Origin of the sequence: Arthrobacter sp. CJ23 (assembly GCF_024741795.1) — a bacterium.
In the GTDB taxonomy this organism is placed as follows: domain Bacteria; phylum Actinomycetota; class Actinomycetes; order Actinomycetales; family Micrococcaceae; genus Arthrobacter.
Window position 1 is genome coordinate 3,883,664 of the sequence record NZ_CP102950.1, and the last position, 14,373, is coordinate 3,898,036.

At 63.6% G+C, this 14,373-nt stretch carries 10 protein-coding genes; 4 read left to right on the plus strand and 6 right to left on the minus strand.

Annotation, left to right across the window (positions count from 1 at the left end):
- Nucleotides 1–84 precede the first annotated feature (84 nt).
- Nucleotides 85–549 carry an NUDIX domain-containing protein gene (locus NVV90_RS17500; protein ID WP_258438514.1) on the plus strand — a complete coding sequence of 155 codons (465 nt, stop codon included), beginning with the start codon at nucleotides 85–87 and terminating at the stop codon, nucleotides 547–549.
- Nucleotides 550–555: 6 nt separating this feature from the next.
- Here the strand turns inward: NVV90_RS17500 and NVV90_RS17505 are convergent, their stop codons facing one another.
- From NVV90_RS17505 to NVV90_RS17530, 6 genes are all read right to left on the minus strand, one after another.
- Entirely contained in the window at nucleotides 556–1,551 is a 996-nt protein-coding gene (locus tag NVV90_RS17505) for an acetylxylan esterase (RefSeq protein WP_258438515.1), read from the minus strand.
- Nucleotides 1,548–4,691: a fibronectin type III domain-containing protein gene (locus tag NVV90_RS17510; RefSeq protein ID WP_258438516.1), complete on the minus strand. Its 3,144-nt coding sequence runs from the start codon at nucleotides 4,689–4,691 to the stop codon at nucleotides 1,548–1,550. Before NVV90_RS17510 ends, NVV90_RS17505 begins: the two co-directional genes overlap by 4 nt.
- A 319-nt stretch (nucleotides 4,692–5,010) precedes the next feature.
- A complete protein-coding gene (locus NVV90_RS17515) occupies nucleotides 5,011–6,357 on the minus strand; it encodes an ABC transporter substrate-binding protein (RefSeq protein ID WP_258438517.1) in 1,347 nt (448 codons plus the stop codon).
- Nucleotides 6,354–7,013 (minus strand): DUF624 domain-containing protein, encoded by a 660-nt coding sequence (locus NVV90_RS17520; protein ID WP_258438518.1) that lies wholly within the window; start codon nucleotides 7,011–7,013, stop codon nucleotides 6,354–6,356. Before NVV90_RS17520 ends, NVV90_RS17515 begins: the two co-directional genes overlap by 4 nt.
- The gene (locus NVV90_RS17525; protein WP_258438519.1) at nucleotides 7,010–7,861 is read right to left on the minus strand and encodes a carbohydrate ABC transporter permease; all 852 of its coding nucleotides are present in this window, start codon (nucleotides 7,859–7,861) and stop codon (nucleotides 7,010–7,012) included. The genes NVV90_RS17520 and NVV90_RS17525 overlap by 4 nt, the downstream gene beginning before the upstream one ends.
- Nucleotides 7,858–8,856: a carbohydrate ABC transporter permease gene (locus NVV90_RS17530; RefSeq protein ID WP_258438520.1), complete on the minus strand. Its 999-nt coding sequence runs from the start codon at nucleotides 8,854–8,856 to the stop codon at nucleotides 7,858–7,860. The genes NVV90_RS17525 and NVV90_RS17530 overlap by 4 nt, the downstream gene beginning before the upstream one ends.
- Before the next feature lie 260 nt (nucleotides 8,857–9,116).
- Between NVV90_RS17530 and NVV90_RS17535 the strand changes: the two genes are divergently transcribed.
- The 3 genes from NVV90_RS17535 (at nucleotide 9,117) to NVV90_RS17545 (ending at nucleotide 14,368) form a co-directional block, all read left to right on the plus strand.
- A complete protein-coding gene (locus tag NVV90_RS17535; RefSeq protein WP_258438521.1) occupies nucleotides 9,117–10,151 on the plus strand; it encodes a LacI family DNA-binding transcriptional regulator in 1,035 nt (344 codons plus the stop codon).
- A gap of 120 nt (nucleotides 10,152–10,271) precedes the next feature.
- Nucleotides 10,272–11,921, plus strand: coding sequence for an FAD-dependent oxidoreductase (locus NVV90_RS17540; protein WP_258438522.1), 1,650 nt, complete (start codon nucleotides 10,272–10,274; stop codon nucleotides 11,919–11,921).
- 38 nt (nucleotides 11,922–11,959) lie between these two features.
- Nucleotides 11,960–14,368, plus strand: a complete 2,409-nt coding sequence (locus tag NVV90_RS17545) for a glycoside hydrolase family 2 protein (protein WP_258438523.1) — start codon at nucleotides 11,960–11,962, stop codon at nucleotides 14,366–14,368.
- Nucleotides 14,369–14,373 lie beyond the last annotated feature (5 nt).

The following is a 14,373-nucleotide window of genomic DNA, read 5'->3' on the forward strand; positions in this document are numbered from 1 at the left end:
GAGAGTACGACGGCGGGAGGCCTCGCCGTCGTACTCTTGCCTTGGGTAGCGGCCTGCATCAGGTGGCCCGTTGTGGGAGGGAAAATGTCAGTTCGGAGCGCAGGCATTCTGCTGTACCGCCGGAGCGCCGCATCGGAGTTGGAGGTGTGGATCGCGCACATGGGCGGACCCTTCTGGGCCCGCAAGGACGCCCACGCCTGGTCCATCCCCAAAGGCGAGTACACCGAAGACGAGGACCCGCTGGCGGCAGCGCACCGCGAATTCGCCGAGGAGATCGGCACGCCCGCGCCCGCCGTCGAGTACGTTCTGCTGGGCGCCTTCCGGCAGCCCTCGGGCAAGATCATCACCGTCTTCACCGCCGAAACGGACTTTGAACCTGGACTGATCGTGAGCAACACCTTTGACCTGGAATGGCCGAGGGGCTCCGGCATCGTCCGAAGCTACCCGGAGATCGACGACGCCGTATGGGCCAGCGAGGCCGAAGCCCGCACCAAACTGGTGAAAGGTCAGCTGCCGATCCTCGATGCCCTCGTTCGGCGGCTGGGGTAGCGGGCCCTAGCCTGAGCTGCGGTCCGACGAGGTGGCCATCTTCGCCTCAAGGAAGCCCAGGACCTGGTGGTCCTCGCCGACGCCGCCACCTTCGTGGCCGCTGTACTTCCACAGGTTCAGGCTTTTCTCGCCAGCGTAGGCGTCGTGCGCCGAGTACACGGTTGGCGCCGGGCACACCATGTCCTTGAGCGCTGCCGAGAACAGCGCCGGCGCCGTCGCTCGCTCCACGAAGTTGACGGCGTCGAAATAGGAGAGGGTGTGCAGCGCTTCCGCCTCTTCCTCGGCATGGATCCTGAGCCAGGCGGCGATCTCCGTATATGGCCCGGACTCCGCGAGGCTGATTCCAAGCGGGAAATTGCTCAGGCAAGGCACCTTCGCGACGACGGCCGAGAGCCCTTCAACCAGCCCGGCGACGGCGAGGGCGATGCCCCCGCCCTGGCTTGCCCCGAATGGGGCCACTCTTGAGGCATCGACGCATTCGAGCGTTCGCACGGCCGCCACGGCGCGCACTGCGTCCGTGATGACCCGGCGGTAGTAGTACTCACCCGGTCCGGCTATTCCCCGGGTGGCGAAGCCGGGCACTGAAGGGCCGGAGCCGTGCGGGTCCGGCGTGTGCCCGATGCTGTGGGAGCTCCCCTGGCCGCGGGTATCCATGGTCAGGTGGGCGTAGCCTGCGGAGGACCAGAGCAGGTTGTCGATGTGGTGGCCCCGCCCGCTCCCGTAACCCACGTACTCCACGATGGCCTGCAGTTTCGCTCCCCTTGCTCTGGGGAGTCGAAGCCAGCCTTTCACTGGTTCTCCGCCGAAACCGGCAAAGGTCAGATCGAAGACGTCGATCGTCCTCAGCGGCGATTCGACGGGCTCAAGACGCAGGTCCAGTGGATGCCGGTCCGCTTCGGCGAGGGTGTCCAGCCAGAAGGAATCGAAGTCCTCCGGACGGAACTGGCCGTGGTGGCTCCTGAGCGGAGTCTCCGTGTCCGCGTACGATGTTGCGCTGTTCATTTGCCGTAGATTTCCACTTCAAGTACGCGGGCGTTCGTGTAGCCCGGGGCGGTGCAGGCATCGGTGATGTGAAGACGGATCTTGCTTGTGGAGATCGGGGCGAAGGAGAGGTCGTTGTAGCCTCCGTCATACACGTCCTTCGTATTGCCAGTCACTGACGTGACCGTTTCCCATGCCCCGTCCACCCAGCACTGAAGATCGTAGGCTCCGATCTGGAATCCGCGGTTCGCCATGAATCCTGAATAGACACACACCCGCGCAATGGTCTTGGCGCTGGGCCACGTGAATTCGAGGCTATGTGGTTCACCGGGCTGCGAAACCCAGCGGCTGGAATCGAGGTTTTTGATTCCGTCCACGAGCTTGGCCGTCGCTGTGCCGGCCAAGGTGCTGCTGGCCGTGATGGTTGCGTCGCGGGCAACGTTCTTCAGCCTCGACGGGGCCGGATGCGAGGCGTACGCGGAGCGAATGCTTCCGGTGACTGCGATGACCCGGTAGTAGTTGCCGGGGCTGCTGGCCGTCGTGTCCAGGAAGGTGGTTCCCGCTGAGTGCGAAGCAATGGTGGAGTAGGGTCCGCCGGCCTCAGTTGATCGCAGGATATCGAACCCTGTGGCGGTGTCAGCTTCGATGTGGACGCGGTCATAGTTGACGGCCGCTCCGGTCGAGACGATGCCCACCCGCCCGGGCGCTCCGGAAAGCAGGTTCGTGTCCCGCACGCGCAGTATTTCCGAACCGTCGCGAAAGAGGACCAGCACGGCCGCGTTGAGTTCGAAGCGGTAGGTGTATTGCCGGTTCGCCGCCGGAAGCGCATAGGCCTCCGTGATTGGCTGGGTTTCGGCCAAAACCGACGTGGTGCCCGCCAGCACCCGGCCAATCGAATGCTTCGCGGTGGCGAAGTCGAAGCTGGCGAAATAGTAGTTCGCGCTGTCCACATAGCGCAGAACCAGTCCCGCTGATCCTGACAGCGTGCTCGAAAACGCCACTTCGGCGCCGACAAAGTGATTCGCTGATACGTCGGATCCGGTCGTTGCGATTCCTGTTCCGTTGATGGCCAACCGCTTGGACATGCCCTTGCCGTCAGCCAACGGCCCGTCCGCGCCGGGAAGGTCCAGGACGGACCATGCTCCCTGGAGCTCCCAGCCTGCGGCTCCGGCTTCGAAGTTGGCGTTCAAAACCCTCTTGTAGGAGGGCTTCCACCATACGAGGGTTCCGCTGCCGCCCGCTGCCGCGAGCACAGTGTGCGGCGGATAGGGTACGTTGGCGCTCGGTGTCGCGGTGAGGGAGCCGGAGGCGGGCGATTCCCCATACGTGTTGACCGCGTGCACCGTGAACATGTATTCAACATCGTTCGTTAGCCCGGAAACTTCCACGCCCATGGAATTTCCTACGGCCAGCGATGCCTCCGTGCCCGTGGGACCGTAGCGCACCATGTAGCCGTCCGCTCCGGCTACGGGCGTCCACGCCAGCACAGCAGTGCCGTCGCCCGGGGTTACAGACTCCAAGGTGCTCGGGTCCGGCACGGCAAGTCGCACGAAGCTGGGCTTGGATTCCGTGCCTGCTCCCCCGCCCTCTTGAGGTGCGACCGTCACCTGGTACGTCGTTCCCAGTGCCAGTCCCTCAAACGTGAGCTCGGACTTCTTGCTGACTTGTTGGCGAATGATTGTTCCGTCGCTTGTCTTGCACAGCGCAACATGGAGCTCAGCCGCTTCTGCCTTGGTCCAGGACACGTGGATGCTTCGCCCAGCGGGCTGGGCCCTGACGATCTGGGCTCCCCTGGGAACAACCACCGATGAGTGAAGGGCCGTGCCCGCCCGGCTCCACTTGATCCGCATGACGCTGTACCCGGGCACGAGCACAGGGTTCGGCGATGCTCCTTCCTGCACCGCGACCGTGTTGGGATCCACCGCGGTATTCTCAGCGCGCGGATCCTCTGCGCTGATGTATCTCGTTTCAAACGGGCCAGGCAAGGGAACCCCGTCCCAGTTGATGCTGAGGGAATGGGCGATATTGGATTTGTTGGTGACCACCAGGTAGTCGTGGCCGTCAAGGCCGACGTAGGCCTGGGTGTGCACGGCCGGTACGGTTCCACCATATTTGGGGACCGTCACCGTTCCATCGGTACCGGTTGCCAGGGTATGCGAACTGCTGTTGATGGCGTCCAGGCAGACGGAGAGGGCAAGGGCCGAGCCGTGCTTGATGACGCCGAAATCGAAGCCTGCGGTGTCCAACGGCGTGCCGCGCTCATAGGCGTTCTTCATCGTGTCCACGTACGGTTTCGTGAAGGTCGCGCCAAACTGAACCAGCCCGTGCAGCATCACACGGTCGACGTTGGGGTGGCTGGAAAGCCTCGTGATGAACTCGGCAGCAAAGATCCCGTTGTAGAGGGTCCGGATGATGCCTGAGGTGGACAGCTTGGTCATGGTGCTGGGAGTGGAATTGAATTCACTCACGGTCACCCGCATGTCCGGGCGTCCCTTGGCCAGGTAGTAGCTGTCGATGTACGAATTGGTCCGGTCTGCCAGACGGGTGTTCAGGTCCTTCACGGCGTCGTCAAAGGTGCTGTAGCGGTCTCCTCCGCCGTACATGTGGAAGGAGATGCCGTCCCAGTACTTGTCCGGGTAGTCCGCCAGGGCCTGGTCCCATGCCGGTGCTTCCCCCTGGGAGAACATGACGTTCACCTGGGCCTGCGGATCGGCGGCCTTGATGGCTTCGAAGTAGGGCTTCATCCGGGCGGCATAGTCCGTGGCATCCATGAAGAAGGTGGGCAGGAGCCAGCCTTCGTTGCTCAGTTCATAGGCTGCCACCCGGATGTTGTTCGCCACGCAGTAGGCGGCAACTGCTCCTGCCGACTCCGGCGAATCGGTAAAGCCGTTGATGATGATCACCGTGTCGGCATCGATGTCGTCCAGGAGCGTTTTGAAGCCGGACAGCCGGTGCAGATCCGGTTTTGCACCGATGATCTGTGCATCGTCAAGCGAAGTATCGAAGGCCGTCATTTTGCCGAAGAACTGTGCGGCCCATTCCGGCCTCACGTTTCCGGTGCGAACGTCGAAGTAGTCCGAATCCGTGCCTGATGGATACCGCAGGGTTCCGGCACGAAGGTCGCGGGCAAGGCTCGCGGCCTGGGGATCCCGGAAGTTCATGCCGACAACCTGGAAATCAGGGTTATACCCGCCAAAGTTGGAAGGCAGTGGGGCCGCGGCGCCAGGGGAGATGTTCACGTTCATTGCTTGGGTGCTGTCTGCCGCATGTGCCGCCAGGGGCACTGAGCCCAGCGGGATCAACGCGAATACACTGCCTGCTGCGCCAAATTTGAGAACGGTTCTTCGTGAGATTTCCATGTCGACCAAGACTTCCTTGTCCCGTGCAGGGCTAGAGACCTGCTCCTTTGTCTTTCGAAAGATGACCCGCTGGATTGCCGGTTCCGGGGGTGTGGTTCCGCGGAGCCACACCCCGGAACTTCTACTTCGCCTTTGCGAAGTTCTCGGCCGATATCTGGCCTGAATCGACGGCATCCTTGAACGCCGCATTGTATTTGCCCGCTATCGCGTCAAGGCCACTGGAGACGTCCTCCGTGCCGAGCAGCAGACGGGCCATGGCATCCCTGAAGTTCTCCCCTTGAACGTTCAGCAAAGCCGTCGGCGCGACGAACCACGCCTTGTCGGTCTCTGACGGGGCATACTGCGCATATTGGGGCCACTTTGCTGCGTCCGAAGCCGCCTTGGCTGCATCCGCCCTGAGCGGGAAGGTCAGGCCCGTTTTCCCGAGCTGTGTATTCAGGGTGGAGCCGATGAGAACGTTGAGCACGGCGCCGGCTCCGGCGGCATTCTTGCTTGCCGCGTTGATCCCGTAAGGGGTGCCCGCGTTCATTGCCTGCCGCACGGCCTTGGTGCCTTGGGGGGCGGGGACGGCCGCTGCCGCCCAGTTGGCGCTGGTCTTGTTGGTCTCGTTGAGCACGCCCACGTCCCACGACGCAGAGACGAACATGGCGATCTCGCCCTTTGCGAAGGCGGCGCGCATGGCATCGTTTTCGAGCGAGCTTGCCCCCGGGTACGCCCAGCCCTTGCTGATCAGTTCCCGGTAGAGTTCGATGCCCGGCTTGGCCTTGTCCGTCTCATACTTCTGAGTGCTGACGTTGAAGATGCCCTTGCCCGTCAGATCGTCCTCGGTGTTGGTGATGCTGGGGTCCAGCATCCAGCTGGCCCAACCCACCCATTTGAGCGGAAGCCCGAAGCAATAGACGCCCTGGGCGCTCGCCTCAATGGCCTTGCATGCCGTGACGACCTCGGCAAACGTTACCGGAGGCTTCTCCGGATCCAGGCCGGCCTTCTTGAAGATGTCCTTGTTGTAGGCAAGCCGCGTTGTATCCGCCGTGGTGGGCACCGCGTAGGTGGCGTCGTTGAAGATGTACGGCGAGGGCTTCTGCAGGGCCCTGGCGTACGCCGTCTTGTCCTCGTCGCTCAACACATCGTCGAGCGGCTTCAAGAACCCGGCGGATGCAAGGACCTGGGCGCTGGAGGCATCGAAGACGTCCGGGCCCTTGCCCGTTTTGAGCGCGAGCTGAAGCGCGTTGAGGTATGAATCGGAGGCCTGTACTGTCACCTCCACAGTGGTGCCGTTCTCCGCGCCCCAGGATTCAAGATGCTTCTGGATCGCAGCTGATTGCGCGCCGTTCTGAATCCAGACGCTTACAGTACCTCCCGCCGTCGGGGTTGCTGACGGCGTGCCGGAGCCGCAGGCGGAGACAAGACTGACAGCTGCCGCCGCCCCCACCAGGGCTGCCCAACGAGTGAACCTCTTCGTTCTCATTGCATGATTCCTTTCGACGTGATGTTGGAGAAAGCCTGAATTCCTTGACGACGGGCGCCGCGCGGCGCCGTCGCCCATTCGTATTTCATGACCGCAACGCTGCCGAGGGCTGGGATGCTTATGGCAACCGCTGCGACGACGATGATGATCTGAGGCGGGCAGAATGCGACCACGGCGGTCATCGCCACCCACGGGACGACAGCGAGAATTGCCCGGATTGGCCGTGCCATGGCCATATAGGCAGTCCAGCGGATCACCGAGACCGGATCCCCGGCGGCCTTGAGGCATGCATGTGGAGCAACGGCCAAGATCATGGCGGTGACGGCAACCAGCGCCATGCCCGCGCCGGCGGCCATCGGTCCTGCACCGCTGCGGGAGATCCCCAGCAAAGCCCACGCCAGGGAGCCCGGAAGGGCCACGACGGCGAACGCGATCCAGGACGAGCCGACGTTTTCCTTCATGGTGCGGACGAACCGCCTCCAGGTGGGGGCCTCGCCGTCGAGCAGCCGGGCAGCCGCATCGTGGAGGGCAACGGTGGCCATCGGCAGCGTGACCAGGAGCAGGGAGCCCAGGAGCCACAGGACGCTGATCCAGGCCAACGCACTGTAAATGCTGCATGCGCGGTAGAGGCCACCGAGGAGTCCTGTCGGTTTCATCCCTTCACGCTCCCCTCGGTCATGCCCTGGATGAAGAAGCGTTGGAAGACGAAGAACAGGATGACGATCGGAACGATGATGATCATCGCGCCGGCCAGCATGAGGTCGTATGCCTGCGTGCCCTCGGAGGTGCTCCGCAGGGCGAAGACCCCGACCACCAGGGTGCGGAGGTCCTGGTCGCTGATGGTGAACACATAGGGGATCTGGAAGTTGTTCCAGGCTTCCTGGAACGCCAGGATCCCGGTGGTGGCGAGGATCGGCCGCATGAGCGGAAGGGCCAGCCGGGAGTAGACGCCAAACAGTCCCAGGCCGTCCAGGCGTCCGGCCTCCTCGAGTTCCAGCGGCAGGCTCTCGCAGAAGGCCCGGATGAGGAACACATGGATGATGCCGATGCCGGAGAGCTCGACCAGGATGACGCCGAAGAGGTTGTCGATTCCGAGGACCTGGGCAATTTGCAAGCGCGGATAGAGGGTTGCAGTCCCGACGCCGACAAACAAGGTGAAGGACATCACCGCGACGATGGCCCCGTGGAAGGGAACCGCCCGCCGCGCCAGGAGGTAGCCGAGCATGGAGGAGGCAAAGAGGTCGATTGCGACGACGCCGATCACCACGATGACAGAGTTGGCCAGGTACCGGCTGAACCCGCCCAATTCCCACGCCCGAATGTAGTTGTCGAACGTCCACGTCTCTGGAAGGAGCTGCGATCCGCTGGACAAGATCTCGGCCGAGGGCTTGAAGGATGCGAAGAACGCATAGACCAAGGGGACCAGCGTGACGATGGCCACCGCGGTGAGAACCAGGTAGGCGAGCGTCCTGAGCGTGGCGCGCGAAGCGCTCCGGTTGTTCATCGCGTTCCTTCTTCCGTGCCTGCTGCCTGCGAGCGGACTGTTCGATCGCGGGCAAGGCCCATGTAGACCAGCGAGACGATCGCGGCGATGATGCTCGCGCCGACCGCAAGGGCCGATGCGTAGCCGTACTGGCTTCCCCTGTCAGTTCCGAAGAAGTAGTCGAACAGGTAGGTGTACATCACGCTTGTCTGCCCGGCCGGACCCCCATCTGTCAGCGTTTTGACGAGGTCGAAGGACCTCAGCGAAAAGACGATGGACAGCACCACGACGACGCGGGTGATGGGGGCGAGCAGCGGCAGCGTGATGTGGCGGAATTGCTGCAGGGCGTTGGCGCCGTCCAGTTGGGCGCTTTCCAGAAGGTCCTTGGGGACTGTCTGGAGCCCCACCAGGAAGAAGATCAGGTTGATCCCAAAGGTGGACCAGACGCCCACCAGGATCAGGCTCGCCAGCGCGGTTCCCTGGCTTCCGAGCCAGTCCACATCCGTGGAGATGATGCTCAGGGCCTGGAGTATTCCGTTGATCACTCCGTTGACCGGCCTGAGCAGGAAGTAGAACACGACGCCGATGACGGCGATGGAGATGACATAGGGCAGGAAGAAGATGCCCCGAAACACGGCCATCCCCTTCAACCCGCTGTTGAGAAGGGTGGCCAGGAACAACGACAGCGGGAGACCGATCACGATCTGGCCGAGCGCGAAGATCAAGGTAATGAGGACGGACTGCCACCAGGCCCCGTCCTTCAGCATCTGCTGGTAGTTGACAAGCCCGATCCACTGCGGCGATGTGACGCCGTTGTACCGCGTGAAGCTGAGGAACACCACATAGGCCACCGGCAGCAGCGCGAAAAGGACCAGCGGGATCAGCGACGGCAGGGCCATCAGCGAGGCGGTGATCCGTTCCCTCGATTGCCAGTTCTTCCGTGCCCGCCCCGGCCCGGGCCTTTGTTCCTTCGGCACCTCTACGGGTGCCTTTGCGGTCGTGCGTACGCTGCTCACCAGAATCCCACCATTGCGCTCTCTGTGACTTCGGCGAAAGGTATTCGCCGGGCTCTGCGATCTTCGGATCTTCATGGCGCTCGAGTCGCCGGAGGGTCAGAGGCCGGCTGGCTGCCCCAAAAAGCAACCGCCCCGCCCATGCCTCGTTTGATCGTGCCTCATTGCCGGCCCCTCGTCGATCTGATGCGTATCAGATAATCATCAGGAGCATTCAAAGTCAAGCGATTCGGCGCATTCTGATACGTATTAAGATTGGGGGCATGGGAGAACAACGCAAACGCCCCGCGCGCCAGTCCGACATCGCCCGCCTCGCCGGAGTTTCACAGGCCACAGTCTCGTCCGTCATCACCGGCAGCGGTGACCGCTACGGCATAGCTCAGGAGACGCGGGACAAGGTGATGGCCGCGGTGGAGGCACTCGGCTATGTGCCCAGCGTTGCGGCCCGCCAAATGCGGGGAACGCGGAACCGGCTGCTGGGGGTCCACACGTTCGAACCGATCTTCCCCATCAGCCAAATGAACTTCTACCACGAGTTTCTGGTGGGAATCGAAGAGCAGGCCGTCGTCGACGGGTACAACCTTTTGCTCTTCACGGCCACCGATACGACGTCGGGCAAACGCCCCCTGTTCATTGACGGAAACTCCCAGCTGACCGTGGCCGATGGAACCATCCTGCTCGGCCTCGACCGCGAAAAGAGTGAACTAGAACGCCTCGCGGCAAGCGGCTACCCGTTTGTGCACATAGGCCGGCGCATCATCGACGGCGTCGAAATCCCGTTTGTCAGCCCCGACTACCAGTCAGGCGTTGCGGCCGCCATCGACCGCCTAACGGAGTTGGGGCACACGAAGATCGCCTACCTCCTGGACGACATCAGCTTCGAGGCCACCGCCGCCCGCCGCGACGGCTACCGGATTGCCATGGAGGCGCATGGCCTTGAAGCGGCCATGGTGGAGCCCTCGGAGCTCCTGCCGGCCACCGCCGAGCTGGACGGGACGACGGCCTTCCTCGTTGAGGGCGGCCCCCAGCTGCTTTGGCTCGAGAGCTACGCACGGGCCCACGGCCTCAGCATCCCCCAGGAGCTGTCCGTCGTCGTACTTTCCGACGACGCCGGCGCGGCGGTGCCGGAGCGGCAGTGGTCAACCCTGTCGGCGCCGCGGCGGCAACTCGGCTCGGAAGCCGTCCGACTGCTGGTCAGCATCCTGGACGGCGTCGACAGTCCGAGCCACCGCTACCTTGACTGCCTGCCCCTGAACGAGAGCAGCATTTCCTCCCCCAGGACCGCCGCGAGCAGCTAAACCCCTCGCACGCATGCATTGCGGTGATTGAGAATTGCGTTAGTCTGATACGCATCAGACTTGAAGGCAATCATCCCAGGAGGGGTCGAACACAATGAAGTCGACACAGGAATTCGTGGCATGCGCGCTGGCCTGTCCGCCCGCCGGCGGCCGCACCACGACGGTTTCCGCACGATGAGCGAGTGGGAAATCTCAGCCGACGTGGTCATCATTGGAGGCGGCCTTGGGGGCGTCGCGGCGGCGTTGACTGCCACCTCGCTGGGGCAAACGGTCATCCTCACGGAGGAAACGGACTGGCTCGGCGGCCAGATGACATCCCAGGCAGTCCCGCCGGACGAACACCCGTGGATCGAAACACATTCGAGCCCCAGCTACCGTGTCCTGCGCAACCGCATCCGCGACTACTACCGGCGTGCGTACCCGTTGAAGGCGGCGGTGGCGTCAGCCCCGCTGCTGAACCCCGGCCTCGGGTTCGTGAGCGATCTTTGCCACGAACCGCGCGTGGGGGTGGCCGCCATCGAAGAGATGCTGGCGCCCGCCCGGGCGTCGGGCCTGCTGACGGTACTGCTGAACCACGCCCCGGCTGCCGTGGAAATGGCTGCCGACAACGTTGTGTCCGTGACCGTCACCGGAACCGACGGGGACCGGGTGAACATCCGGGCTCCGTACTTCGTGGACGCAACCGAGCTCGGGGACCTTCTGGAACTCGGGCAGGTGGAACACGTCCTCGGCGCCGAGAGCCGCGAGGACACCGGTGAGCCCAACGCCGCCGCGGTTGCCGACCCCCGGAACCAGCAGGCACCCTCGTGGTGCTTCGCCATTGAGCACCGCCCGGGTGAAACCCACACCATCGACAAGCCAAAGCGCTTCGAACACTGGCGGGACCATCAGGACGCGTTCTGGCCGGGATCCCAGCTTTCGTGGACCGACCTGGACCCGCAAACACTCGAACCGAGAACCCGGAAGATTTTCGACGGCGACCCGGCCGACGATTCCCAGAAGGACCTCTGGCGTTACCGCCGGATCCTCGCCAAGAAACAGTTCGGTCCCTCCTTCCTGGGCAATGACGTCTCCTTGGTGAATTGGCCCCAGACCGATTACTGGGAAGAACCACTGATCAACAACGATCCGGATGCCGATGCCGCCACCCGGGCAAACGCCAAGGAGTTGTCCCTGTCATTCCTCTACTGGATGCAAACGGAAGCGCCCCGGCACGACGACGGCCACGGATACCCGGGCCTCCGGCTCAGGCCCGATCTCATGGGGACTTCCGACGGCCTGGCCAAGGCGATCTACGTCCGAGAGGCGCGGAGGATCAAGGCAGAATTCACCGTCCTGGAGCAACACATCGGGGTCGACGCAGCGGACGGACGCGGCTCAGCCCTGTTCCACGACACCGTAGGCATCGGCGGGTATCGCATCGACCTCCACCCAACAGCTACCGGAGCGTCCTACATCGATATCGCCTGCCATCCTTTCCAAATCCCGCTGGGATCCCTGCTCCCCCAACGCGTTCAGAACCTGATCGCGGCCAACAAGAACATCGGCACAACCCACATCACCAACGGCGCCTACCGTCTGCATCCTGTCGAATGGAGCATCGGCGAGGCCGCCGGCGCGCTGGTCTCCTTCTGCCTCAATGACGGGAAAAGGCCAAGCCAGGTCCGTTCCGAGGGCGCGTCGCTGGCCGAGTTCCAGCGCCTGCTCTCCTCCCGCCTTCAGATTCCACTCGCCTGGCCCGATGACGTCAGGAAGCGGAATACCCGATGACGACGACTCCATTGACCGGGCCCTGGACACTCACCCGCATGGACGGGGGGAACCCCGGCGAGGGCAGCGAAGTCCACAATGTTCCCGCGTCCGTCCCGGGGTGCGTGCATACAGACCTCATGGCGGCCGGGATCATTCCGGACCCCTACCTTGCCGACAACGAGACCCTCACCTCGTGGATCGGGCACAGCGGATGGATCTACCGTTGTGAAATTCCCGCCGTCGATCCTGACGGCGGAATGACCGAGCTGGTCTTCGACGGCCTGGATACTTTCGCCGAGGTCCGCCTGAACGGAACCGTGGTCGGCAGCACGACGTCGATGTTCACGGCCCTCAGAATCGATGTCACCGAGCTGCTCGGGCGTGAAAGCAACGTGCTTGAGGTTCGCTTTGACGCACCCTACGCCCGGGCATTGGCACGTGAGGATGCAAGCGGCCCCATGCCGAACCCCTACGACGAGCCGTACCCGTTCGTGCGCAAGACGGCCAGCAATTTCGGTTGGGACTGGGGGCCCACCCTGGTCACCGCCGGGATCTGGAAACCCGTCTACCTTGAGACGTGGTCCACAGCCCGCATCGCCTCGGTCATCCCCACAGTCACCGTCGACGGCGACACCGGACGTGTCAGCGCACTGGTCAACCTGCGGCGGCAGGCAGCGTCTTCCGAGGACCTTTACGTGGAAGTCTCCCTCGGCGGGCGAACGTTCTCTGCACTTGTGGCCGGCGGAGAGCAGAGCGTCACGCTTCCCGCCGAGCTGGCACGGCCGGAGCTGTGGTGGCCGCGGGGATACGGGGAACCGTCCACGTACGGCCTTTCCATCTCCCTCAGGTCTGTCAACGGGTCGCTGCTGGACAGCTGGGAGCGGCACATCGGGTTCCGCACAGTCGAGATCGATGCAGCCCCCGACGCCGACGGCTCTCCATTCACGATCCTGGTGAATGGAGTTCCGGTATTCGTCAAGGGCGTCAACTGGATCCCGGACGATTGCTTCCCCACCCGGGTCAGTCCGGCCCGCTACGGCGAACGGCTCGAGCAGGCAGTCGCCGCGAACGTGAACTTCATCAGGGTGTGGGGAGGGGGCAACTACGAGTCCGAGGAGTTCTTCGATGCCGCCGACCAGCTCGGGATCCTCGTTGCGCAGGACTTCCTGTTCGCATGTGCGGCGTATCCGGAAACGGCTGAGCTGATGGCCGAGGTCGAGGCCGAAGTCCGGGAAAACGTCACGCGGCTCTCCCCGCACCCCAGCCTCATCCTGTGGTTCGGCGGGAACGAGAACCTCTGGGGACACGAGGACTGGGAGTGGAAACCCGTTCTCGGGGAGCGCGAGTGGGGCCGGAAGTACTATCTGGAGCTCCTGCCGTCGCTGCTGTCCGAGCTTGATCCGGCGCGTCCGTACTGGCCCAACAGCCCCTATTCGGGAAGCCCCGGCATCCACCCCAACGACCCGGCCCACGGGAGCTCGCACGTTTGGGACGTCTGGAACACCGAGGACTATGGCGCCTACCGGAATTGGCGGCCACGGTTCGTGGCCGAGTTCGGCTATCAGGCGCCGGCAAGCTACAGCACGCTCCTGGACGCTGTGGGGCCGCATGAGCTGCGTCCCGAATCCCGAATTCTGCAACACCACCAGAAGGCGATGGACGGAGAGGCCAAACTCCAGCGGGGACTGGACGATCATTTTCCGCCGCTCGATTCCTTCGACGATTGGCTGTTCGCCACACAGCTCAACCAGGCACGGGCCATCGCCACCGGTGTTGAGCACTTCCGTTCCCTGCGGCCGCTGTGCACGGGTACCGTTCTGTGGCAGCTCAACGATTGCTGGCCGGCCCTTTCCTGGTCGGTCATTGACTCGGCGGCCCGCCTCAAACCCTCCTGGTATGCGCTGAGGCGGGCGTACGCGGACCGGCTGATCACCATCCAACCGTTCGAGGACTCACTGGCACTCGTTGCGATCAATGACAGCGACGATCACTGGATGTTCCGGACTTGCGTCAGGCGGACGGACTTCGGAGGTTCTGTTCTCGCGGAGCAGGACGTCGAGTTCGACGTCGGCCCCAGGTCCAACGGCCTGGTGAACCTGGACCCCGAGCTCTGCGGTGCAGAGCACCCGGAGCGGGAGCTCCTGACAGTCGACGCCGGCGAGCACAGGGCCAGCTGGTTCTTCCGGGAGGACAAAGACCTGGACTACCCAACGCCCTCATACACGGCTGACATCACCCAGGAGGAACATGGCGTCCGGGTCCAGGTGACGGCGAACAGCCTCCTGCGGGACCTGTCGATCTTCGCCGACCGGGTCGATCCCCAGGCCACGGTGGACAGCATGCTGGTCACCCTGCTTCCAGGCGAGTACACGACGTTCTTCATCAACACCGACAGCACTGAATCGGAGCGCTTTGGCCGCGCACCCGTTCTGCGATGCGCCAACGACTTGAACACACGGAAGTAGGAAGA

Excerpts from the sequence above, each read along its gene's own strand:
- NVV90_RS17500 (WP_258438514.1), top strand. The coding sequence starts at position 85 with ATGTCAGTTCGGAGCGCAGGCATTCTGCTGTACCGCCGGAGCGCCGCA.
- NVV90_RS17505 (WP_258438515.1), bottom strand. The coding sequence starts at position 1,551 with ATGAACAGCGCAACATCGTACGCGGACACGGAGACTCCGCTCAGGAGC.
- NVV90_RS17510 (WP_258438516.1), bottom strand. The coding sequence starts at position 4,691 with ATGAACTTCCGGGATCCCCAGGCCGCGAGCCTTGCCCGCGACCTTCGT.
- NVV90_RS17515 (WP_258438517.1), bottom strand. The coding sequence starts at position 6,357 with ATGAGAACGAAGAGGTTCACTCGTTGGGCAGCCCTGGTGGGGGCGGCG.
- NVV90_RS17520 (WP_258438518.1), bottom strand. The coding sequence starts at position 7,013 with ATGAAACCGACAGGACTCCTCGGTGGCCTCTACCGCGCATGCAGCATT.
- NVV90_RS17525 (WP_258438519.1), bottom strand. The coding sequence starts at position 7,861 with ATGAACAACCGGAGCGCTTCGCGCGCCACGCTCAGGACGCTCGCCTAC.
- NVV90_RS17535 (WP_258438521.1), top strand. The coding sequence starts at position 9,117 with ATGGGAGAACAACGCAAACGCCCCGCGCGCCAGTCCGACATCGCCCGC.
- NVV90_RS17540 (WP_258438522.1), top strand. The coding sequence starts at position 10,272 with ATGCGCGCTGGCCTGTCCGCCCGCCGGCGGCCGCACCACGACGGTTTC.
- NVV90_RS17545 (WP_258438523.1), top strand. The coding sequence starts at position 11,960 with ATGGACGGGGGGAACCCCGGCGAGGGCAGCGAAGTCCACAATGTTCCC.